The 21,038-nt window shown below is 66.5% G+C and carries 17 protein-coding genes and 1 pseudogene; 7 read left to right on the plus strand and 11 right to left on the minus strand.

What is annotated here, in order from left to right:
- Positions 1-81: 81 nt before the first annotated feature.
- The gene (locus tag IEX05_RS06355) at positions 82-2,544 is read left to right on the plus strand and encodes a DEAD/DEAH box helicase family protein (protein ID WP_229661168.1); all 2,463 of its coding nucleotides are present in this window, start codon (positions 82-84) and stop codon (positions 2,542-2,544) included.
- Positions 2,545-2,574: 30 nt separating this feature from the next.
- Positions 2,575-4,353 (plus strand): DUF262 domain-containing protein, encoded by a 1,779-nt coding sequence (locus tag IEX05_RS06360; protein WP_054682948.1) that lies wholly within the window; start codon positions 2,575-2,577, stop codon positions 4,351-4,353.
- A gap of 7 nt (positions 4,354-4,360) precedes the next feature.
- Here IEX05_RS06360 and IEX05_RS15430 read toward each other — a convergent pair whose 3' ends face one another.
- The 3 genes and pseudogenes from IEX05_RS15430 to IEX05_RS15265 form a co-directional block, all read right to left on the minus strand.
- Positions 4,361-4,486, minus strand: coding sequence for a hypothetical protein (locus tag IEX05_RS15430; protein WP_268237870.1), 126 nt, complete (start codon positions 4,484-4,486; stop codon positions 4,361-4,363).
- Positions 4,487-4,533: 47 nt separating this feature from the next.
- Positions 4,534-5,028, minus strand: a complete 495-nt coding sequence (locus IEX05_RS15260; protein ID WP_229661189.1) for a hypothetical protein — start codon at positions 5,026-5,028, stop codon at positions 4,534-4,536.
- A gap of 43 nt (positions 5,029-5,071) precedes the next feature.
- A pseudogene (locus IEX05_RS15265) lies at positions 5,072-5,272 on the minus strand (DNA cytosine methyltransferase); the annotation flags it as partial.
- Positions 5,273-5,510: 238 nt separating this feature from the next.
- On the opposite strand from IEX05_RS15265, the gene mobF reads away from it, so the two are divergent.
- The 3 genes from mobF to IEX05_RS06380 all read left to right on the plus strand — a co-directional run bounded on the left by mobF (position 5,511) and on the right by IEX05_RS06380 (position 12,801).
- Complete coding sequence (mobF, locus tag IEX05_RS06370) at positions 5,511-9,122, plus strand: MobF family relaxase (protein ID WP_229661169.1); 3,612 nt, start codon at positions 5,511-5,513, stop codon at positions 9,120-9,122.
- Between the two features lie 119 nt (positions 9,123-9,241).
- A complete protein-coding gene (locus tag IEX05_RS06375; protein WP_054682932.1) occupies positions 9,242-10,198 on the plus strand; it encodes an AAA family ATPase in 957 nt (318 codons plus the stop codon).
- A complete protein-coding gene (locus IEX05_RS06380; protein WP_188700541.1) occupies positions 10,195-12,801 on the plus strand; it encodes a S8 family peptidase in 2,607 nt (868 codons plus the stop codon). Before IEX05_RS06375 ends, IEX05_RS06380 begins: the two co-directional genes overlap by 4 nt.
- Before the next feature lie 59 nt (positions 12,802-12,860).
- Here the strand turns inward: IEX05_RS06380 and IEX05_RS06385 are convergent, their stop codons facing one another.
- Positions 12,861-14,123 carry an AlbA family DNA-binding domain-containing protein gene (locus IEX05_RS06385; RefSeq protein ID WP_054682927.1) on the minus strand — a complete coding sequence of 421 codons (1,263 nt, stop codon included), beginning with the start codon at positions 14,121-14,123 and terminating at the stop codon, positions 12,861-12,863.
- A 66-nt stretch (positions 14,124-14,189) separates the two neighbouring features.
- Positions 14,190-15,188, minus strand: a complete 999-nt coding sequence (locus tag IEX05_RS06390) for a DNA-processing protein DprA (RefSeq protein ID WP_188700542.1) — start codon at positions 15,186-15,188, stop codon at positions 14,190-14,192.
- Between the two features lie 196 nt (positions 15,189-15,384).
- On the opposite strand from IEX05_RS06390, the gene IEX05_RS06395 reads away from it, so the two are divergent.
- Positions 15,385-15,756, plus strand: a complete 372-nt coding sequence (locus IEX05_RS06395) for a hypothetical protein (protein ID WP_054682923.1) — start codon at positions 15,385-15,387, stop codon at positions 15,754-15,756.
- 2 nt (positions 15,757-15,758) lie between these two features.
- Here the strand turns inward: IEX05_RS06395 and IEX05_RS06400 are convergent, their stop codons facing one another.
- Both IEX05_RS06400 and IEX05_RS06405 read right to left on the minus strand, forming a co-directional pair.
- A complete protein-coding gene (locus IEX05_RS06400) occupies positions 15,759-16,106 on the minus strand; it encodes a helix-turn-helix domain-containing protein (protein WP_229661170.1) in 348 nt (115 codons plus the stop codon).
- Positions 16,107-16,287: 181 nt separating this feature from the next.
- Entirely contained in the window at positions 16,288-16,653 is a 366-nt protein-coding gene (locus IEX05_RS06405; protein ID WP_188700543.1) for a Fe-S oxidoreductase, read from the minus strand.
- Between the two features lie 68 nt (positions 16,654-16,721).
- Between IEX05_RS06405 and IEX05_RS06410 the strand changes: the two genes are divergently transcribed.
- A complete protein-coding gene (locus tag IEX05_RS06410) occupies positions 16,722-17,600 on the plus strand; it encodes a J domain-containing protein (RefSeq protein ID WP_188700544.1) in 879 nt (292 codons plus the stop codon).
- Positions 17,601-17,603: 3 nt separating this feature from the next.
- Here IEX05_RS06410 and IEX05_RS06415 read toward each other — a convergent pair whose 3' ends face one another.
- From IEX05_RS06415 to rsgA, 4 genes are all read right to left on the minus strand, one after another.
- Entirely contained in the window at positions 17,604-18,905 is a 1,302-nt protein-coding gene (locus tag IEX05_RS06415) for an ABC transporter substrate-binding protein (protein ID WP_188700545.1), read from the minus strand.
- Between the two features lie 32 nt (positions 18,906-18,937).
- Complete coding sequence (locus IEX05_RS06420; protein WP_188700546.1) at positions 18,938-19,414, minus strand: TetR family transcriptional regulator; 477 nt, start codon at positions 19,412-19,414, stop codon at positions 18,938-18,940.
- A gap of 37 nt (positions 19,415-19,451) precedes the next feature.
- Positions 19,452-19,925, minus strand: a complete 474-nt coding sequence (bcp, locus tag IEX05_RS06425; protein WP_188700547.1) for a thioredoxin-dependent thiol peroxidase — start codon at positions 19,923-19,925, stop codon at positions 19,452-19,454.
- A gap of 81 nt (positions 19,926-20,006) precedes the next feature.
- Complete coding sequence (gene rsgA / locus IEX05_RS06430; RefSeq protein WP_188700792.1) at positions 20,007-21,038, minus strand: ribosome small subunit-dependent GTPase A; 1,032 nt, start codon at positions 21,036-21,038, stop codon at positions 20,007-20,009.

Below are 21,038 nucleotides of genomic sequence, written 5' to 3' on the forward strand. Positions count from 1 at the left end.
CCGGAGAGGCCGAAGGCGCGTCTACGCATATACGCGTGGTCGCCGAATGATCCACCCGCGGGATATACGGGACTGCTGAAGGTGGGACAGACGACCAAGACGGACGTGAACGCCCGCATCCGCGAGTCGCAGGGCCAGATGCAGCAGGCCTACACGCTCCACGTGGATGAGCTAGCCGAACGCGGCGATGGGTCGATCTTCCGCGACTCAGATGTGCGTCAACGGTTGGTCGACAAGGGCTTCGAGAACCCGATCTTCGGCTCAGCGCGAGAGTGGATGCGCTGCACCCCGGACGATGTGCGCACGGCGATCACTGAGCTTCGCACGGGCGTGAAACTTAGCGGCACCCATCATGAGACTTTCCCAATGCGCCCGGAGCAGGTCAGCGCCGTCGAGAAGGCGCAGGGCTACTTCGAGTCGATTTGGGCCGAGAATTACCACGCGGTGCCACGCTTCCTGTGGAACGCCAAGATGCGCTTCGGAAAGACCTTCGCCTCCTACCAACTCGCTAAGCGGCTCGGCGCCAAGCGCATCCTCGTGGTCACCTTCAAACCTGCGGTGGAGGACGCCTGGCAGACCGACCTGGAGTCTCACGCCGACTTCGACGGCTGGCAGTACCTCTCCTCAGCGACTGGGGGTAGCCCGGACGACGCCGACAAGACTCGGCCGCTGGTCTACTTCGGATCGTTCCAGGACCTGCTCGGGCGCGACCGGAAGACCGGTCTCATCAAGGCAAAGAACGAATGGGTCCACACCACCAACTGGGACCTCGTCATCTTCGACGAGTACCACTTCGGTGCCTGGCGTGAATCCGCCAAGGAGCTGTTCGAGGGCGAGGACGAGAAGGTCAAGCAGAAGGAGTTGGCCGCCGAGTACAACGACGGCCTAGTCGCCTTCGATGAAGAGCTTGACGAGCTCGGCAACGACGAGGACGACTTCCTGCCGATCACCACCCGCGCCTACCTGTACCTGTCGGGCACGCCGTTCAAGGCGCTGGCGACTGGTGAGTTCATCGAGGAGCAAATCTTCAACTGGACCTATACCGACGAGCAGCGGGCCAAGGCTGAGTACGCGGTCGCGCACCCGAACGACTGGAACCCGTACGGGGCACTCCCGGAGATGCGCCTGTTCACCTACCAGATGCCCGACGAGCTCATCGCCGTCGCGAACCAGGGCGAGTTCGACGAGTTCGACCTCAACGAGTTCTTCGAGGCAAAGGGCATCGGCGCGGACGCCGAGTTTACGCACAAGACCGACGTTCAGAAGTGGCTCGACCTCATCCGTGGAGCTCACCTGCCCACGCAGGTCGACGCCATGCGAATGGGCACCCGCCCGCCGTTCCCGTACTCCGATGTCCGGCTCCTGCCCTACCTGCAGCACTCGTTCTGGTTCCTACCCAATGTGGCTGCCTGCCAGGCGATGGCCAACCTGCTCGCGGAGAAGCAGAACGTGTTCTGGCACGACTATAAGGTCCTCGTCGTCGCAGGCACCGGCGCGGGCATTGGCCTGGATGCCCTCCCACCGGTGCGAGCGGCGATCGGCGACGGCCACGACACGAAGACGATCACCCTGTCCTGCGGCAAGCTCACCACGGGCGTCACCGTCAAGCAGTGGTCCTCGATCCTGATGCTGCGAAACCTCAACTCGCCCGAGACCTACTTCCAGGCCGCGTTCCGTGTGCAGTCCCCATGGTCGATCAAGAACCCCGACGGGGACAATCCGAGCGCCGAAGCTGTCCTCAAGCCGGTGTGCTTCGTGTTCGACTTCGCGCCCACCCGGGCGCTGCGTCAGATCGCCGACTACGGGGCTGGTCTCTCGCCGGAGACGCCGAACCCGGAGCAGGCCGTCGAGGAGCTCGTGAAGTTCCTGCCCGTGTTGGCCTACGACGGGTCGAACATGACCCAGGTCGATGCTGGCGGCATCCTCGACATCGCCATGTCGGGCACGTCCGCGACCCTCCTGGCCCGCAAGTGGGAGTCCGCGATACTCGTCAACGTCGACAACGACACCCTGCGCAAGATCATGAACAACCCTGACGCCCTCAACGCCGTCATGAACATCGAAGGCTTCCGCGCGCTCGGCAACGACATCTTCGAGACCGTCGTGAACAAGAGCGACGCCGTGAAGAAGGCGAAGAAGGAGAAGGGCGAAGAGATCACTCCGGCGGAGAAGAAGGAACTCACGGCGGAAGAGAAGGAGTACAAATCCAAGCGGAAGCAGATTCAAGAGAAGCTGGTCAAGTTCGCCACCCGCATCCCGGCGTTCATGTATCTAACCGACTTCCGCGAGAACACCCTCCAGGACGTCATCACCAAGCTCGAACCGGGCCTGTTCCGCACCGTCACTGGACTGACCGTTGAGGACTTCCATCTGCTCGTGAACCTCGGCGTCTTCAACGCCACCCACATGAACCAGGCCGTCTTCGCCTTCCGGCGCTACGAGGACTCGTCCCTGTCCTACACCGGCATCGAGTCCCACAAGGGGCTGCGGCACTACGGCCTCTACGACACTGTCGTGGCCGTCGATGACGACGCCATCGCCTGACCATCTGCCAGCCCGACCGAGAGAATCCGCATGTCGTTCCAGACCCCGCGCAGCATCGAGGAGATGCTGACCGCTATCCACAAGCGCGAGTACCTGATGCCGGCGATCCAGCGAGAGTTCGTGTGGGGTGCCGATCAGATCACCAAGCTCGTCGATAGCCTCATGCGTGGGTACCCCGTCGGGTCGTTCCTGCTCTGGGACGTCAAGCCTGAAACTGTGCAGTCGTACACGTTCTACGAGTTCCTGACCAACTACCACGAGCGCGACAACCCCTACGCCGACAAGGCAACGGTTCCCTCCGGGAGTGGCACGACGGCGGTGCTCGATGGACAGCAGCGGCTCACCTCGTTGAACATCGCGCTGTACGGCAGCTTCGCGGAGAAGAAGAAGTACGCGTGGTGGAACAGCGCGGACGCGTTCCCCGTCAAGCGCCTCTACCTCAACCTCGTCGACGAGCCCGACGACGAGGAGCTCGGCACGAAGTACGACCTGCGGTTCCTCACCGACCGGGAGGCCTCCCCGGCGGACGGCGAGGCCGACAAGTGGTTCCGGGTCGGCGCAGTCCTCGATCTCGCCAACGCTGGCCCCGCGATCATGCGCGAGCTGGAGCAACGCGGCATCGCTGGATCGGCTGACGCGTTCCAGCGGCTCTACGACCTGTACGAGGCGGTGCGGGTTCTCAAGCCGATGAACTACTTCCTGGTCACCGATCAGGACGCCGACAAGGTGCTCGAAATCTTCGTCCGCGTCAACAGCGGCGGCACCACGCTCTCGTACTCCGACCTGCTGCTGTCGATGGCGACGAACCAGTGGCAAGAGCTGGACGCGCGCGAGGAGGTCCGCTCGCTGGTCTCCGAGATCAACAGCAACGCCGGGCGACAGTTCTCGTTCTCCAAGGATGTGGTGCTGAAGACCGCGTTGACGATCGCGGACGTGGATGTGCGGTTCAAGGTCACCAACTTCACCCAGGGGAACATGGCCAAGGTGGAGGCCGCGTGGCCGCAGATCAAGGGAGCCTTGCTGCGTGCTGCGACTTTGCTTCAGCAGTTCGGGTACAACGAACGTAACCTCACCGCGAACAGCGTGATCGTCCCGGTCGCGCACTACCTGCACCTCCGGGGCGCAGGTGACTCCTACCTCGACTCCACCGCGGACGCGGCCGACAGGCTCGCCCTTCAACGGTGGGTGACCCGCTCGCTGGTCAAGCGCGGCATCTGGGGGTCGGGACTCGACACGCTCCTCACCCGCATCCGCGATGTCCTCCGCACTAACTCGACGAACGGCTTCCCGGTCGCTGCGGTCGAGGAGGCAATGGCGGCCGTCGGCAAGAGCCTCACGTTCGACAACGCCGAGATCGACGAACTGCTCAACCTCAAGTACGCCGGCCAGCGGACGTTCTCCGTCCTCTCGGTTCTGTATCCGGGGCTGGACCTGAGCAAGAAGTTCCACGAAGACCACATCTTCCCCAAGTCCCGGTTCACCAAGAAGAAGCTCCTCGACGCCGGAGTCCCGCTCGACAGCATCGACGACTACCTGGCGGCCGTGAATCTCCTGCCGAACCTCCAGTTGCTCGCTGGCACCGCCAACATCGAGAAGCAGGACAGCCTGCCCGCGGAGTGGATTGAGACTGCCTTCCCGAGCGAGGACAAGCGAGCCACCTACCTCGCCGAGAACGACCTCGACGGCCTTCCTCTCGACCTGGCCGACTTCACGTCGTTCTTCGAGCAGCGCAAGCAGCGAATCCGGACCCGCCTACTCGCCGCTCTGGGAACAGCACCGGGCGCACCGGAGGACGCGGCTCTGCAGTAACCCACGTTCACGCGGCGAGCAGCGACAGTGCGGACACGGCCCGGAGAGGTAGCACTCCGTTGCCCAGCGCGGTGATCTGCTGGTTCTGCGTCAGGTCATCGCTGTCCGTAACCCATCCGTTCGGTAAGCCCATGAGCCATTCGACGTATGCTGGTGCTGGGCGGGGGCCGTCGGCGTCGTTCAGGAGGGCTGGCGCTGGCGCGGGGCGTCCGGTGATGTGTTCCCAGCGGGTGATGGCGTCGGCGTAGCGTCCCCAGCGTTGAAGAGTCCGTCTATCAGGAACCACAGGGTCTCCGATTCGGCTCTCCTGGTCGGTGAGCCAGCCGGTCCGTGGAGCGCGAAGTCGATGATCTGGTGCGACAGTGCGATCGTCCCGCGCCTCGCTCGCACCTGGTCGAGAGTCTCCCCGCCGCGCGATGAGTCGGTCGCCAGCGGGGTGCGGAACAGTGCGCCGGGCGAGGGCGAAGATGCGGAAACGTTGGTGAGGAGCGCCGACAAGGGAAGCCGGTAGGCCGATCCATCGTGCATCCAGCCGCAGGTCGGCCAGATCGCCGAGAACGGCGCCGAGAGCCCGTAGAGGTCGAGCTGCGTTGTCTCCCAGATGCCACGGGTCGGATTCCAGGCCGCAAAAGGTTGCGCTGCCGGGGGTTGCATCGCCTGGGTTGCGTCGTTCATGGTCGTCTCCTTCTGCGGGTGGCCGTGTCGCGGGTGAGGACAGCAGCCCGCGGACGTTCTCGATGACGACCCACTCGGGCTGGAGCGTGTCGATGGCTGCGGCCATGTGCGCCCAGAGCCCCGAGCGCGTACCTGGCGCGAGGCCGGCGCGCTTGCCGACGGTGGACACGTCTTGGCATGGGAAGCCGCCGCTGGCGTCGAGGTCGTGCATGAAGTCTGCTCCGGCGACGGACGTCCCCGGCATCCGTGCCTCATCGAGAACTGATGCAGAGCTGGTCACCTGTCAGGTGCACGACTCCGACACGCGCCCGCTGCTCAACCGAGCCCCCGCTTGCCGCCGCCCGATGCCTCCATCTCCGGCCTCGGCTCCGACCGCCATCCGAGGTCACACGCCTCTTGCAGGTCGAGGTTGAGTCGGGCATTGCCGCTTCAGAAGTCACCGGGTGCGGGTGCTCACCTGCCCGGCAGGAGCGGAGGTGGGCATGACGGTTTCGATGCGCGTGATGTCGGCAGGTGACGGCTACAAGTACCTGCTCAAGACCGTCGTGGCAGCCGACGGAGACCGACCGCTCTCGACGCCGCTTACCCGCTACTACATGGAGGACGGCACCCCGCCTGGTCGCTGGCTCGGCGCGGGCGTAGCGGCCCTCGGCAAGGGCGAGATTCAGGTGGGCGACCGAGTATCGGAACACCAACTCCAGCTCCTGATGGGCACAGGCTGTGATCCGATCACCGGCGACAAGCTCGGCCTGGGCTTCGCGGCATACAAGAGCCAGGAGCAGCGAATCGAAGCGCGGATCGCTGACCTCGAACCGACGATGACCCCCGGCGCCAAGGGAGAGGCCGTCGCGCAGATCGTTGCCGAGGAGACAGCCCGAAGTACACGGCGTGCTGTGGCGGGCTTCGACTTCACCTTCTCGATCCCGAAGTCCGCGAGCGTGTTGTGGGCAGTCGCCGACGCCGGGGTCCAGGCACTCATCGCCGAGGCGCATCATCGCGCGGTTGCGGAGGTGGTTGCGTTCATGGAACGCGAGGTTGCAGCCACGCGCACGGGCGCAACCGCCGGAGACGGCGCGGTTGCGCAGGTCGATGTCACCGGGCTCATCGCGACCGCCTTCGATCACTTCGACTCCCGCGCCGGCGACCCCCACCTCCACACGCACGTCGTCATCAGCAACAAGGCCAAGACCGTCCTCGATGGGAAGTGGCGCTCGCTCGACGGCAGACCCATGCACACCGCCGTCGTCGCGCTCTCCGAACTCCACGAAGCCGTGTTCGCCGACCACATGACGCGCACCTTCGGCGTCTCATGGGAGGCCCGAGAGATGGGCCGCGACCACAACCCTGCATGGGCGATCACTGGAGTGCCCGATGAACTGATCGCCGAGTTCTCTACCCGCGCGCGTCACATCAACGCCGAGACCGATCGCCTCATCGCCAAGTACGTCGCAGCGCACGGACGACGCCCGACACCAGCGGCGATCATGAAATTGCGAGCTCAAGCCACACTCGCGACTCGGCCCGAGAAGCAGGTTCGGTCCTTGGCTGACCTCACCGTCGAATGGCGGGAGCGCGCCACGAAGTCGTTGGGGCGGGATGCGACGACGTGGGCGCGCGAGGTGACCGACAACGACAAGCCGCTCCTGCTGCGTGCCGACGACGTACCGCTCGTTGTCATTGGCGAGATTGGGCGTTCGGTCGTCGAGGTGGTCGGTGAGAAGCGCTCGACCTGGCGACGCTGGAATCTCATGGCCGAGGCATCCCGGCAGACGATGGGCTGGCGCTTCGCCACCATGCACGACCGGGAAGCCATCGTCGCCATGGTTGCCGATGCCGCCGAGTTCGCTTCGCTTCGCTTGACCCCGCCCGAACTCGCCGCCTCGCCCGTCGTGTTCCGTCGGACCGACGGCACCTCGGTGTTCCGACCGAAGAGCTCGACCGTGTTCACCTCCGAGTCCCAGCTCGCGGCCGAGGACAGACTTCTCGAACGAGCAGCTAACCTCGGCGGGTCGACGGTGACGCTTGCCACGGTCGAGAAGATCACGCGCAGTCCCGATGCGGACGGTCGGATGCTCGGCGACGACCAAGCCGACGCCCTGACCCGGATCGCGGTGTCGGGTCGGATGCTCGACGTGCTGGTCGGTCCTGCCGGTGCGGGCAAGACCACCGCAATGAACGCGCTCCGCCGCGCCTGGGAAGCCCAGCACGGCTCCGGTTCCGTCGTCGGGCTCGCGCCGTCAGCGGTCGCCGCACAGGTCCTCGCCGACGACCTCGGAATCGCGACGGAGAACACTGCGAAGTGGTGGCAGAACCACCTGATCCACGGCACCGCGTTCGAGGCAGGCCAGCTCGTCATCATCGACGAAGCCTCCCTCGCCGGCACCCTGTCACTGGACCGCATCACCCACCTCGCCCAAGACGCTGGCGCGAAGGTGCTGCTTGTCGGCGACTACGCCCAACTGCAATCCGTAGATGCCGGCGGCGCGTTCGCGATGATCGCTAGAGACCGGGCCGACACTCCCGAACTGGTCGACGTTCACCGCTTCACCCATGCCTGGGAGAAGACCGCCTCACTCGAGCTGCGTCACGGGCGCACAGCGGCTATCGACACTTACCTCGCCCACCAGCGCATCGCCGATGGCGACGCCGAGGCCATGACCGACGCGGCTTACAACGCATGGCGCGCCGACCGCGACGCGGGACTCGTTTCTGTGCTGATCGCTGAAACCCACGACGACGTGACCGCGCTGAACGGTCGCGCCCGCGCCGACCTGATCCTCAACAAGACTCTGAATCCCGACCGCGAAGTCGAGCTGCGCGACGGCACCGCCGCTGGCGTCGGCGACACCATCATCACGCGACTCAACAAGCGCGAACTGCGCACCCTGGTCGGGCGGGACTGGGTACGCAACGGCGACATCTGGACCGTCACCGCCGTCGGCGACGACGGGACCATCACCATCGCACGCGACTACGGAACCGGCACCACCGTCGGCGACGACGGAACCATCAAGGCTCGCAGGCGTGGGCGCAGGTTCGGCGGCCGCATCGTCCTCCCGGCCTCGTATGTGGCCGAGCATGTCGATCTCGGTTACGCAGTCACCGCCTACCGCGCCCAAGGCATCACGACCGACAGTGCGCACGTGTTGGTCGAACCGACCTCGACGAGGGAGACCTTCTACGTCGCTATGACCCGAGGGCGGCACGCGAACCACGCCTACGTGACTCTCGACCGCGCCGACTACCATGCCCAGCTGCACCCTGGCGACGACCCGCATGCCACCGCGCGAAGCGTGCTGTACGGCGTTCTCCAGCACAGCGGGGCCGAACTCTCGGCGCACGAGACCATCGTCGCCGAGCAGGAACAGTGGGGCTCGATCGCCCAGCTCGCCGCCGAGTACGAGACCATCGCCGCCGCAGCCCAGCATGACCGCTGGGCTGCCCTCATCCGCTGCTCCGGGCTCTCCGACGAACAGGCCGAGAGCGCGATCGAGTCCGAGGCGTTCGGCCCCCTTGCCGCTGAACTTCGCCGCGCCGAGGCCAACCATCACAACCTTGATGCGCTCTTGCCGCGCCTCGTGGCCGCGCGAGGATTCGATGACGCCGACGACATCGCCGCCGTCCTGCACTACCGGGTCGAGCGGGCGACCGGCCGCCCCGCAGGCTCGGGCCGGACCCGCAAGCCAACGCGACTTATCGCCGGCCTCATCCCACAGGCGCACGGCGTCATCGATGTTGAGATGCGAGCGGCTCTCGACGAGCGAGAGGAGCTCATCGCGGCACGCGCCGACGCCGTACTCGACGGCGCGCTGGCCGAGAGCGTGCCGTGGACGAAGGCACTCGGCACGCGGCCCACCGAACCGCGACGGGCTGCGGCCTGGCGCAAGTCCGCGCGCGTGATCGCCGCCTACCGCGATCGTTACCGCGTCACCGACGACACGCCCCTCGGCGCGCCACCCGAGTCGGCGGTCCAGAAGATCGACGCTGCGCGGGCGCGGGCAGCCCTCGACCGAGTGCGAGTGGCCGCTGAAACCGTGGATGATGCTCACGCAGCTCGAAGCCCGTCGAGAGATGGGCCGTCGCGGGCAATGTAGTGCCAGTGTCGACCCCAGGGGTGCGGACCCGCGAATGTCGGCGCGGCCAAGTAGCCTCAGAGCCACACGACAGTAGACTTAAACCCACATGACGACACACGGCTGAAGGAGGCGGGGCGATGGCGCGCGCTGATCTACTCCTAGACCTCGTCGAGGCCGAACGCCGCGGCGATCGGGAACGCTTCAAGGTGCTGGTTGAGTCCGTCATCGCCGAAGAACGCGCCAACCAGCATCATCTTCTCGCCGATCGGCTCTCGCAACTCATCACGACGACGGGACAGGGACCCGTCCGCGACGACCGAGCAGCAGCGATCCGCGATCTCGTGCATGAGGTCGTACCGAACCGTCGGCTGCATGAACTCGAACTTGCGCCCGTCCCGCAACGAGTCGTGACCGAACTGATCGAGGAGCAGAAGCGCGCCGAGCTTCTGCGTAGTTACGGTATTGAGCCGCGCAACCGACTTCTGCTGTCTGGCCCGCCTGGAAACGGCAAGACGAGCGTGGCGGAAGCGATCGCGGCAGAACTGATGCTTCCCTTCTACGTGATCCGCTACGAGGGAGTCATGTCGAGTTTCCTCGGCGAAACGGCCGCACGGCTGGACAACGCGTTTGAGTTCGCGCGGACCCGCCGTTGCGTGTTGTTCTTCGACGAACTGGACACCATCGCCAAGGAACGAGCAGACGAGCACGAGACCGGCGAGATCAAGCGGGTGGTTTCGACACTGCTGCTCCAAATCGACAGACTGCCACCCCACGTGATCTTCGTTGGCGCAACCAACCACGGCGAGCTGCTGGATCGGGCGGCATGGCGACGGTTCCAGATTCGGACGGAGTTGGGACCTCCTAGCCGCGCACAGGCGACGAGATTCCTCGAACGTCTTGCTGAACGCCTCGGAGGCGACCTCGGTTTCGCTCCTCGTACCCTCGCCGACAAGTTGGCCGGGGCGAGCTTCGCCGAGTTGGAAGAGTTCGCACTTGATGTGCGCCGCCGCGCGGTGCTGGAACTCCCGGATGACAACATCCGCCGGATAGTGCTAGAACGGCTTGAACACCGCCGAGGTCAGGCGGCAGGGTGACGGTTGAGCGCAAACCGCTCCTTGCGTTCGGGCCGGCGGAGGTTGTGGCGCGGCCAACCCAGACGCCGCGTGATCTTCCACGTCTGGCAAAGCCGGGCGCTGGGCGACAAGGTGAACGACTGACTCCTCAGTTCAAGGACTTGGCCGCAGCTTTCGAAGCCGAACGTGCCCGTCTGAGCGCCGACACCCCAGAGGAGATTGACCCCGCACTCGTGGTCGTATTTGATCTGGCGGGAAGCGTCAAGGACTTCCGCAACGCAATCAACCGGATCGATGGCCTGGAGTTTCTGTCGGAGCTTCTCGGGGATCAATCTGACCCCGACGACGATTTCCACATGACGGAGCGTGAAGCTGGACGGACAGACAAGCGCGTCACGCACTCGCTGTACTTGGTCATGTCCAACACCAAGGCGATCGACGAACTACTCCGGCTCTTCGCTCAATGGCAGGCCGACCCGTCCGCGTCGTTCGAGCACGGGCTAGGCAAGTTCAAGACGGCCTTCCAGCAACTGACAGCGATACGTCGGTGGGGCGCTGAGGACCGCATCCGTGAGACTGGTCTACGAGAGCGCTGGGAAGAGACTCTCAGCATGGTCGGTCAGTCAGTCAGCACCGTCCTCGTCGAAGTCGAGCTCTGGCACAGGCGTGATGCCGCCCAGCGTGCGGCTGCCGAGGCGCACGTCGAGGAAGTCATCACTTCCAGCGCCGGTCGAGTCTTGGATCGCTCGCAGATCGGAGAGATCGAGTACCACGCGCTCCTGGCTGAACTCCCGATCCAGCAGGTCCAGTCCGTGTTGACCAACGGAGCTTCGGCCATTCGGCTTCTCACGACTGATGACGTCATGTTCGTCAGCCCCTTCACCCCGATGAGCGTTGCACCAGGGACTCTTGAGCCAGTTACTCAAACCAACCTTGCTCGCAGCGACAGAGTCGAAGGCAAGCCTCGGATCGCGCTGCTCGACGGGCTGCCGTTCACCAACCACGACACGCTCCAAGGCCGGCTCTCGATCGATGACCCTGATGGGCTTGGTGAGAACTACCCCGTCGCGGCTCGCCACCACGGAACCGCCATGGCGTCACTCATCATTCACGGCGACCTCACTGATGGCGGTCCCGCGCTTGATCGTCCTCTCTACGTGCGCCCGATCCTGCAGCCCCATGAGTTCATGCCTGGGCACGAGCAGGTAGTCCCGAATCGTCTGCTCCCCGACGTCCTTCATCGTGCGATCAGACGGATTGTGAAGGGCGAGGGGAACCAGCCTGCCGCAGCGCCGAGCGTCCGGGTTGTGAACCTCTCCATAGGCGCACAGACACGAGCACTCACGCGTCGAATGAGCCCCATTGGGCGCCTGCTGGACTGGCTCGCCCACTCGTACAATCTGCTGTTCGTCGTCAGTGCGGGTAACCACACCGACGAGTTCACGATCCCCGCCGATGCCGCGCACGACACTGACGCCGCTCGCCTGGCTGCAATGCGGGTCGGCTTCGAGACGGCGCTGCTACGCGGCATCCTTCCGCCTGGCGATGCACTGAACGCCCTCACCGTCGGTGCCACGCACTCAGACGGCCTCGGCGAGATCGCAGTTCCAGATACGGTGTGGGATATCACCAACCCGGACGCTCCCGCACACTACGGGTCGGTTGGGCCCGGTGTCGATCGGTCGGTCAAGCCGGACCTTCATCACTCCGGAGGCCGCGCCCTCTACACGCGCCCCATCGTGCTGCCCGGTCAGACTGACGTTGCCGTCGGCCTGGCTCGCACCGCCGCGACGGGACCCGGCTTGCAGGTGGCCGCTCCGGGACGCGGGGGTGCTACCAACAGCACGGTGTTCACGAACGGCACCAGTAACGCGACGGCGCTCGTCACCCGTGAAGCCAGCAGGCTGTTTGACCTCCTTGAGTCTGATAACCGCGATCCCGAAGACGCACCGCTTCCTGATCCGCAATACCACCCGCTGCTCGTGCGCGCTCTCCTTGCCCATGCAAGCAGTTGGGGCGCTTGGGAGAACAGCCTGCGCAACGATCTTGGTCTCAATGGCCAGGATGCTCGGCGGCAGTTGACGGCTCTGCTCGGCTACGGTCGCCTCGACCTCAGCAGACTCGGCGAAGCCGCGTCCAACCGAGCCGTCCTCGTCGCGGGCGGTCAAATCGCACGGAACGAGCGCCATACTTACGGATTCCCACTGCCTCCCTCGCTTCGAGCGAAAGCGGAATGGCACCGCTTCACCATCACGCTGGCATTCATGGCTCCGACGGTCGGCCAGCTCACTCGGTACCGCAGCGCGAAGGTCTACTTCAGTACACCCGACACGAGCCTCGCAGGCGGCGAGCGTTCCGATGCAGAGCACAACGCGGTTCGGAGGGGAAGCCTTCAGCACGAGATTGTGCAGGGCTCTCGCGCCATGTCTTTCGTTGATGGAGACAGCTTCCCGATTCATGTCGAGTGCATGGACGACGCCCAGCGACTCCGTGCAGGCAACACGATCCGATATGCGCTGGTTGTCTCCGCCGAGACCGCGGAGCAGACCTCCAACACCATCCACGAAGAGGTCCGTGACAGGCTACGCGCACGCGCGCGCGTCCAGGGCCGCATTCGACCGTAGACCCCGTTTTCTACCACCGTCTGGCTCGACCACTGGTGCTGGCCACAGGGCAGTGCGCGTCAAGCAGTCTCCTGCGCATCGCGGTCAGGCGGCTGGATCATCAGCACGTTCGAGATGCCGCCTTGGTTCACGCAGTCCTGGGCGAGGTCATGGACGTGCCAGTAGAAGTCCAAGTCTGCCTCGGACGCGTTAACCGTGAACTCGACTGGCGTGTACAGGTGAAGTGGGACTGAGGCTCCGTCGTAGTGATAGCCGAAGTTGTCGATCGTTGAGATGGTCAGCGGATGATCGCCAGTGAAATCGATCCCGACGCGGATGTCGTACTCACCGCCGCCTGTCGCTTCCGCTGTCTTGCGCACCAGCGCCATGAGGTCCGCCATCGCGCATTCGATGGCTGCGGACTGGACCTGCCAGCCATCGAAGTAGCCGTCGCTGCTCATGCGGTGGCCCCCAACGGCCGCTGCGATCGTGACTGATCCATCGTGGTGAATGCTCGCCCAGGCCTCCTTCCACGCCGAGCCTTCACCTGCCGCACTGTTCACGGCCACCCATCGACGAAGGCCTGGTCGCGGGTTGTGACGGTCGACGCTCTCCAGTGGGTGAATGCCACCGCGGCCCGCGTAAAAGAGCGCAAGGCTCTCAGCCTTTGCGAGGATCTCACGGGCTTCATCGCGCGTGAGCCGACTTCCGACGCGTGGGAGGCGTGGGTGGGCAACTGCTACCAGCCAGGCGCGCGTCTCTGAATCTCGCCCGGCTGCTGCTTCCGCATACAACGTGTCCAGAACTTCGGTGGCGTGGCGGCGCTCGTCGAAGCGCGCACGGTACATCGCCTCGATCTGACGCTCCTTCATCCACACCGTGTCCGCATCGTTCCGAACGGGTGCACCGAAGTAGTCGCCCCTATAGATCAGATGCGGACCATCGACGCTGGCTGGCACCTCAACGATGACGGCACGCTCGCCTTCCGCCGAGCCCAGCCGAAACACGTTCAGGCCGAACACAGGCGGCGTGATCGCGGTGATCGCCGCGCTGCGAAGGGAGCGCTCGTACCCCTCGTCAAAGTCGCCAACGTCGGTACGCCCGGTCGCCGCCTTCTGTGACTCGTGCACGCCGAAGACGATGACGCCACCCCCACTGTTCGCCATGGCCGCAACGTCTTTCGGGAAGTCGGTCTGCGGCAATCCCTTCTGAGGTGGAAGCTCCGACTTCCAGTCCAGGTCGTCGGACTCCGTCGCACCAGCCGCGACAGCCGAATCGAGCAGTTCGTCCGTCAACGGACCGGGGCCGCGACCGAGAACGCGGTGGAGGGCAGTGAAGCTCATATGACAAGCGTAGGGATGGCCACCGACAACGCGGGGAGGGAGCAGCCCAGGTTTAGAGCTTTGCTGTCACATCTCAACGACGCTTCGCGCATCACGCGAAGCGCTGGGAGCAGGTCGGCTTCGCACCGCCGCAACGGAACCCCTGCTGCCTACCGGCTGCCTGATCATCTGTTCGAGGTCGGTCGAGCCGGCCACCAACCGGGCCTCCCCACTGTGCAGAAGCCGGTGCGGCCCGACACTCGTCGCGCTGGTGACGGGGCCGGGGACGGCAACGAGGGAGCGACCGAGTTGGTGCGCTTCCTGCGCGACCTTCATCGATCCCGATCGCGCGCCGGCCTCAACCACGACCGTTGCTGTGGACAGTGCGGCCATCAACCGTGCACGGGCGATGAACCGATGGCGGGTCGGCGTTGCGCCGGGTGCGACTTCGCTGACCAGCAGACCGTCATCAGCGACACGACCGAGCAGCTCGCTGTGGCCCGCCGGATACGCGCGATCAACTCCGTTCGCAAGGACTGCGATGGTATCGCCACCGGCCGCGAGCGCCGCGCGATGGGCAGCACCTTCGATGCCGTAGGCACCTCCGGCCACGATGATCCGCTCAGCGCAGGCGAGGTCGGAGGCAAGCTGCCCGGCCACCTGCTCGCCGTAGGATGTCGAGGCCCTCGCGCCGGTGATCGTGACGAGATCGTTGAGCGGTCGCGCGAGAAACGAGGTCATGCCACGAGTCCAGAGGACGTACGGCCGCCGGTCGCCAAGATCGTCGAGCGCGGAAGGCCAGTCTTTCTCTCCGGGAATCAGCGTGCCGGTACCGGCGCGCTCGGCTTCGACGAGGTTCTCTTCAAGCGTCCGAGTGTCTGGGCGCTGGAACTGGGCGCGCCACACTTGAGCGTCAACGGTGCTGAGCCCCGGCACCGCGTCATCACCCTCGGCGATCCGAAACAGCTCCTGTGCACCGAGCTCGCCCAGGAGGCGACCGGTGACGGCATCGTCCGGTTCGACGAGCATCGACAGCACCATCCGTGCTGTGCGCTCGTCCTGGACTATCTGGCTCAAGATCGTCATCGCCGGCTCCTCTCACTCCTACAGAGAGGTGCGCGCGGCGACGCGGGAGACGGAGGGTTCCGTGAACGGCGACCCCGGCGTACAGTGGATGGTGAGGCAGGTTCTCCTCATATTGCGGGTCCTCCGGGACGGCCTTCGGGCACTCACACACGTTCTGCCTCCTCGACGGAGTAACACGTGTGACGAGAGGCCCGTCATGTTCCGCCTTATCTGGACGCTCAGCGTTCACACCCGCGACTATCTGCACCGCTACATGCCGAGCAACCGACTGCTCGCTGCCATCCGCACCCGCCGCGGACTCAAGTGGGGGATACCAGCGATGCTGGTCGCGCTTCCGTACATCCTGATCGGCAGCATCTGCTCTGGCGCGGCAGCCGACGGCGGCCCAGGCTGGCTCCACCTGATTGTCCTCTGGGCATGCTGGAACGCACTCAAGTTCATCATCATGGGACCCGTGAGCGTCGCTCTGCTCATCCGCGCGCGCCTGCGCGAGGCTGCGGTCCGTCGTCACCAGCGCCACGACTCGCGCGTCGAAGCGAGCCTGCGTGAGCCAGCTCTTCGTGTCTAGGCTCAACCGCCCACGGCAGTGGATGCCGTGATGCGAGAACCACAGCGCCCGCCAGGCCGGATCACGACGCCGTGGGAAGCGAGCGCTCGCCGGACAGCCTGAGGCCCCGCCCCGACCTTCATGCCGACCTCTACCAGCGTCAACCCGCTGAGGTAGAGGTCGGCTGCTTCGTGGATGCGGGAGGGATCGAACCGTCCACGGCGGATCGTCACCTCTCGCCGGGTGAGGTGGGTGGCGACCGTGCGGCGGTTCACGCCGAACACGGATGCCAGCTCCACGAGCGTTGCGCCCTCGCGGTACTGCGCTACCAGATCGTCGACCTGCTCCGGGCGAAGGAGGGTTTGAGCCATCCCAAGTGATCGCACCACTCGCCCCCTTGAGTCGGAAACGGTAGGCTCAGAGGAGCGCTGGTCGTGGTCGTAGAATCCCCGTGACCTGCGCAAAGACAAGGTTTTCAGGTGTGGGCAGGGGTTCTCAAACTCTCTACGGAGGTCCACCACACGAGGGCCGGTCAGAACTCTGACCGGCCCTTCACCGTTCCGTGCGCCCCACATACCCTCCGTCTTCCAGACCGGCCTCGATCTCGAAGCGGTTGCGGGAGGGATCCCGGCCGGCGAGCGCATACAGCACCGGCAGGAGCAGGCCGTAGCGCCGCCATTGGCGGACGTGCACGAGCTCGTGCACGAGCACCCGGGGGTTCTCCGACGCCGCGTGCGTGAGGTAACAGCGACCGACGCAGACCCCGCCGCGCGCATGCGTCCAGCGGGGCATTCCCCGGAACACGAGGAGCTCCCCGTGCTTTTCGACGCGGCCCGTGCTCCAGATTCCGCCCCAGATGAATCCGAATGCTGTCGCGATGACGAAGCCCGCCGATCTGAGGCCCGCAATGAGCGCCATCTCATCTCCTTCGGTCGACCTGCCCCGACTCTAACGGCGCGCCGCCGCCGGTGTGGGATCCTGGGGGAATGTTCACGAGCCCCCTGTCGGCCTCGCCGTACGAGGTTCTCGGTGTCCCCGCGGGCGCGGCCGACGAGGAGATCCGGCGCGCCTACCGCGTGCGCGCCCGGCGCACGCACCCGGACGTCGGGGGAGACGCGGCCGAGTTCATCCAGGTGCAGCGGGCCTGGGAGATCCTCGGAACCGCGTCGTCGCGCGCGGCGTACGACCGTGGAGCGGGGGAGCCTCACTGGTCCCGGCAGAAGCCCGCCGCTCGGGGATCCCGCCTGGGGGCGAGAAGCTTCGGAACCGCCGGTGGCTGGCGGCGCGAGCGCTACGTCCGGCTGGTCGGAGAGTGGGCCGGCGATGACGACGTGTACTCGGCCCGAGTCGTGCGCGAGGCGCCGTGGGAGCAGCGGCGCCTGCTGGCCGACGCCATCGCGGAGGAGGCGACGGCCTCGGCGATCGAACACCTGGGCATCGGTTTCACCGCCTGGCACGGCGTCGAGCTCGACGGAGATGTGCTCGACCACGTCGTGCTGGGGCCCACGGGGCTCTACGCGCTCACCTCGGAGGACTTCGGCGGCCCCGTCCGGTTCCGCGGCGGCGAGCCGATCGGATCCGGGGTCGGCGGCGCGACGCCGGTCGACGACCTCGTGCGGCGCGCCCGCGTCGTCGCGCGGGCGGCGCGCGTGCGCTTCGGCGGCGTGATCCTGATCCTGCCCGACGACGACCTGGGCGAGCCCGCGACGATCCTCGGTGAGGTGCGCGGGATCCTCGCAGCGGCCGTGCGGCGCAGCGCGCTCTCGGCCGCGTTGCGTCGCGGAATCCCCGGATCCCGCACGATCGGCGGCAACGAGGTCTTCGACGTGCGCACCCGCCTCGCCGCCGCGCTGCGGGTGCGCTGACCCCTAACGGGCGTTGTCGATCTCAGACTGCAGCTCGGCCGCGAAGGCCTCGGCCGCGTCGAGCGGCGCCTGCTGGCCCGCGAGGACCTCCTGCGTATAGCGCTGCAGGATCGTCTCGAGCGTGGAGGCGCCGTTGGGGGCCACGAGCGGGGCGTCGCCCGTCTCGACCGACTCCTCGTATTCGATGGCGGCCTGCGCGGCCTCCGGCAGCTCCGCCGAGATCGCCGCGCGCACATCGCCGTTGGCGGGCAGGCCGCGCTCGGTCTGGATGATCTCGCCCGCCTCCTGGCTGTTCGCGAGGAAGTCTGCCAGCAGGGCCGCCTCGGCCGGGTGCTCGCTCGTCGACGCGACGCTCCAGTACATCGTCGGACCGAAGAAGGCCGGCTTCACGCCCTCCGGTTCGGGCAGCTTGAGCAGGCGCAGCTCGGAGCCAGTCGACTCCTCGAGCGCCGTCAGCTGGTTGTCGGTCGCGACGCCGAGCGCGACCTGCTTCGACGCGAGCGCGTTGCCCGAGATACCGGCGTTGAAGCTCTCGGTGATCGCGGAGGCCGACAGCATGCCGCCCGACTCCTGGAGATCGAGCTCGAACTGCCACATGGCCGCGAGCGCCTCGGGATCCATCGCGACGTTTCCGTCCTCGTCGAAGAGCTCGCCGCCCGCCGAGCGGATCCAGTATCGCAGCCCGTGCACGTCGAAGCCGCCCGTCTGGTCGGATCCGGTGATCTCGCCGCCGCTCTTCTCGGTGAGTTCCTGAGCGATCTGCGCGTAGTCGTCCCAGCTCCAGGTGTCGTCGTCGGGCAGCTCCACCCCGTACTTCTCGAACAGGTCGACGTTGGCGACGAGGGCGTACATGCCCGTGCCGTGGGTGATGCCGTAGAGCGTGCCGCCGACGCGTCCGAGGTCGAGAACGGCCGGGTCGATCTTCGCGGTGTCGATATCGAGTTCCTCGAGGTCGCGCAGCGCGCCGCGGTCGGCGTAGGAGGAGACGTAGAGGTCGCTCATCTGCACGAGGTCGGGCATCTCACCGGCGGCGGTCTGGGTCGCCAGTTGATCCCAGTACCCGGTCCAGTCGGCCGACTGCACCTCGACCGTGATGTTGTCGTGCGCCGCCTCGAAGGCCGCGATGGCCTCCTCGGTGTCCTGCACGCGGGCGTCGCCGCCCCAGAACGTGAAGCTGATGGCGACGGGGCCGTCGCTGAGCTCGGCGGGCGCGCTCTCGGCGGAGCAGCCCGCGAGGGATCCCGCGGTGATGGTCGCCAGCGCGAGTGCGCCGAATCGGATAAGGCTCTTCTTCGAGACGGTCATGCTCAGGAGCATAGCCGGAAATCGGTTTCCCGTTACGCGCGTTCCGCGAGAAAGCGGCGCGCCAGCGTCGGCAGATCGGTCGGATCATCGCCCCGCAGGAGCATCGTGAGGAAGAAGCCGCCGAGGCCGTCGATCACCTCGTGACGGGGCGTCCGCCCGGCATCGGCGACGAGGTCGTCCACGAGTTCACGGCCCAGGTCGCTTCCATCGAGGATCGAGTGCACGAGATAGATCACCAGCGCCGCGTACTCCTCGCGGGTCGCGAGCTGCGCGAGGAAATCGGCGCTCGATGCGTCCGCGAGGCTCCCGCCGCGCACCTCGTCGATCCAGGCGCGCACGAACGCGTCGGTGGCCTCGCGCAGCCCCTCCTTGGATCCGAACCGCTTCATGATGAGCGCCGCCGACACGCCCGCGTCCGCCCCGATGCCGCGCAGCGGAGCGTCGAAGCCCTCGACGGCGAAGCGCATCACTGCGGCGCGGACGATCGGATCCGAGTCGGGGGAGGTCATCCCCCCAGAGTAAACAGCCGTTCACTCGGCGGGCAAATCACCCCAGGCCGAGTTCGCGGCGCAGGCGCGCGACATGCCCGGTCGCCTTGACGTTGTACTTCGCCAGTGCGATCACACCTTCTTCGTCGATCACGAAGGTCGACCGGATCACGCCCTCGATGAGCTTGCCGTAGTTCATCTTCTCGCCCCACGTGGCGTACGCGCGGTGCACGGCGGCGTCGGGATCGCTCAGCAGCGGGAAGGTGAGCCCGTCGCGTTCGGCGAACTGGGCGAGCTTCGCCGGCTCATCGCGCGAGACGCCCACGACCGCGTAACCCGCGCCCTGCAGCGAGGCGAGCGAGTCGCGGAAGTCGCACGCCTGCGTCGTGCAACCGGGCGTCAGCGCGGCCGGGTAGAAGTACAGGACGACCTTCTGCCCCCGGAAGTCGGAGAGCCTGACTGTCTCGCCGTCCTGGTTCAGGAGGGCGAAGTCGGGGGCAACGGTACCGGTCTCGAGGCGCGTGGAAGTCATCCCACCAGGCTATCCGCGCCCATCTGAGAGCGGCGTGGCCGCGGGCCAGCCGACGCGCGCCGGTACCCGCGTGGCGCGTGTTCAGTAGTCGTCGCGCCCGGCGAATGTCTCCAGCAGCCCGCGCAGCGAGGCCAGGCGCGCGGGGGAGACGTCCGCCTCGTCGAGCGCGCAGTCCGGGGCGTCGGGCAGGTGCGTGCAGCCGCGGGGGCAGCTCTCGGCGGCCTCCGCGAGATCGGGGAACGCACGGAGGATGTTGTCGGGGTCGACATGGCCGAGGCCGAACGAGCGCACGCCCGGCGTATCGATCACCCAGCCGGATCCGGTCGCCGAACGGTACCGCAGGGACACCGTCGACGAGGAGGTGTGGCGGCCGCGGCCCGTGACCTGGTTGACGTGTCCGGTCGCCCGCCGCGCGTCCGGGACGAGGGCGTTCACGAGCGTCGACTTGCCGACGCCCGAGTGGCCGACGAAGACCGTCGAGTGCCCCTCGAGCGCGGCGCCGATCTCCTCGACCGGCCAGGCGTCCTGCGCCGAGCGGAACACCCTCAGTTCGTCGATCCCCTCGAAGTGCTCAAGGAACTCGCTCGGATCCGCGAGGTCGGTCTTCGTCACCACGAGCAGCGGGCGGATCCCCGCGTCGAGCGCCGCGACCAGGTAGCGGTCGACGAGGCGCGGGCGCGGCGGCGGGTCGGCGGCTGCCACGACGATCAGCATCTGATCGGCGTTCGCGACGATGACGCGCTCGACGTTGTCGGTGTCGTCGGCGGAGCGACGCAGGAGCGAGGAGCGGTCTTCGATGCCCACGATGCGACCGAGCGTGCCCTCGGAGCCGGAGGTGTCGCCGACGATCTTCGCGCGATCCCCCGTGACGATGGGAGTGCGGCGCAGCTCCCGCGCCCGCGCGGCGGTGATCTCGTGCTCGCTCGCGAGGTCCTCGTCGATCAGGACGCGGTACCGTCCGCGATCGACCCCGAGGATCCGCCCGATGACGGCGTCGTCGTGCGCGGGCCTGATCTTCGTGCGCGGCCGGTTCGCCTTCGGGTTGGGGCGCACTCGGATGTCGCCCTCGTCGAAGAGGTCATCGTCTTCGTCGTCGGCGTCCCACCAGCTCAC

The sequence above is a fragment of the Microbacterium nanhaiense genome, assembly GCF_014646015.1.
Lineage (GTDB): Bacteria > Actinomycetota > Actinomycetes > Actinomycetales > Microbacteriaceae > Microbacterium > Microbacterium nanhaiense.